At 47.5% G+C, this 2,528-nt stretch carries 1 protein-coding gene; it reads left to right on the top strand.

All coding sequences use genetic code 11. The features are described 5' to 3' along the window. Positions 1-2,528, top strand: a 2,528-nt coding sequence (locus P0N36_RS14975; protein WP_275843680.1) for a DUF5704 domain-containing protein, incomplete at both ends; no start/stop codon positions are given.

Below are 2,528 nucleotides of genomic sequence, written 5' to 3'. Positions count from 1 at the left end.
GACCGAGACGAACTGGCCAATCAAATCATATCAGCCCTCAAGGTCAAATACGGACCCCTCTTTGACGTGGATATGGCAAAAGCAGAAGGCACCGATGTCTGGCTTAGCCGTGCCGGCATCATCATACCGCCCACCAAAGTCTCAAGAGGGGTTGTCCGCCTGTGGCACAGTAATGGAGATTGGTACACCAGCATCACCTTAAATCCCTTGTACCACTTTGTCCCTGACTTTAAGATCCTCTATGAAGGCATAGACCATACCGATGAGGTGGTACTAGCAGAAGTCATCCCAATACCCATTACCCTTATTAACACCACCGATATCGGCAAAGAAGAAGTGACCGAATCTATAAAATGGTTGGTAAACGGTAACCTATACCACGAAGACACCACCCCTTACAATCATATAAGCATCAAAGAAGCGGGTCTAGAACTTCAGATAGAAGAGACCACCACCATCACCCTAGAAGTCAAGGTTGTGGGCAACCCTAAGACCCGAAGGGTAGACCATCATATTACACCGGTGGTAGAAGGTATGGAAGTTGGTCTGATTCCAACAGAGGACATGACCGTCTTACCGGGCACAGGTGACCTAGTCATCGGCTCTGTAGGAAGAGGACAGGAGATCTATGATGTCACACAAGGCATCCCAACCGGAGAAGCCTTATACGCCCAGCTAAGAGGGGACAGTTACCTAGCCGGTTACACCCCAAAGTTAGTAGAAGGGACCAACACCTTCGTCGCCACCATCAGCGGCAGCTATGAAGAAGAAGACGGAACAGAGACCGCCTTTTCAAGAAGCATCAACGTAAACAGAAGCTACAGTTACCAAGACATAGACAGCTATTACCTCTATACCATTGACCATGCTCACATCTATAACTACGCACTAAAAGACGGACGCATCACCTTAAGCCCCCAAAATTATCAAGTCACCACCAGCCACAGTCCCGGAATCATCCTAAAACACCCTACCAATAGAAGTGCTTCCGTAGGAAAAGTATCAAAAGGCTATAACTTCACCAGCAAAGCCCAATCCATGATTGACCACTATGTAACAAAAGACGGACAAATCACCATAAATGAAAAAACCATCACCCTGCCGGCCCCCTTACCACCGGCCCCAAAAACCAAACCGGAAACCCTGTACGCCACAGGTCAGATTATTCTAAATACTTTAGCCAACAAAAAAGACCAGCCGACAAGAGCAGAACTGGTCTATCAAAAAAGCTACAATATAAACAGCACAAAGCCACAGAGTCATACCACCCATATCGCCGGAAATCCGGTCACCGTACATACCCCGGTGGTCTGTTACCCAAGCATCACCACCCGTCTTAAAGACGTAATGACCCTAAGACCCCAGCGGGACAAAACCCAGCTCATACTAGGGGAAGCCTTCACCTTAAGCTACCCAAGTACAGGTGACCACCTAAGCATCCCCGGTTATGGGAACAGGAGCTATGAAAAGACCATCGCAAACAAACAAGTCCGGTTTAGTTTTGATGTCTACACCGGTATAGATGACACCGGTAGCTTCATACCGGCCGGTAAATGGCATGACATAAAAATGGGGAGTGGCGTAAGTAGAGAAGCCACCTACTATCTACCCAGTCATAACCGAGAAACCACCACAGGCCAAGTTCAGTTTAGAACCTTGCCCATCAACCTGACCAGCCTCTTAGCCCCTCATAACTTCGCTTATAACAAGGACATAGACGCTTATAAAGCCGTAGCAGAAATACCTGTAGAGCTCTCCTCAACCATCACGAACTTCACCATCACAGGCATCACCGACCCCGCATGGCAAGACCACTTCAAACAGGCAGGCAGCAGCTTTAATGGGGCCAACCTACCGGTCATGGCGGGTAAAAACAACCAACAAGGTATGGCGGACCAAGCTGTAAAACTGGGCTACAAAATCCGCTTTACAGTAGAAACCAATGGTGACATGACCGGCAGTGATGACATCCTCCTCATCACCCCAAGCTATTACCACATCGATGAGATGGGCACAAGACAAGCGGTCGATCTTTACTATGAAAGCAACCAAGGCTTCATAAAGCTAGGCAGTGACAAAGACACCATGAAAAATACCATGGTCCTAAACGACCCCGTAAGAAAGATACCAAAAGAAGCCATACAAAACACGGTCCAAGTCCTAAGTGCTCAGAAAAGAAACAACGGTCTTACAGAAGCCGACTATCTAAGCATCTTCACTGGTCATTATGAAAAAGACCTGGCCTATAAAGACAAGCTGCTGCTAACAGAAGCACAAAAGCTCTACATCGGAACCAGTCGTCAGCGTCCAAAAGAACTGCCCCCTACCCTTATTCTAGGGGCAAGACAGAAATGGTATGGTGAATTCTATCTACCAAACCAAACCGTGGTCCTACCAAAAGGACTAAACCTGTCAAGCTATGCCCGTCTAAAAATAGGGGAAGCCCCCTTCATCACAAAGGGCTATATCGTCGTGAACTTTGACATCAGAGGCTACCACAAGATCAAGACCTTAAAAGACCTAGAGAC

This window comes from Petrocella sp. FN5 (assembly GCF_029210395.1).
In the GTDB taxonomy this organism is placed as follows: Bacteria; Bacillota; Clostridia; order Lachnospirales; family Vallitaleaceae; genus Petrocella.
This window is presented reverse-complemented; position numbering and strand designations above follow the sequence as displayed.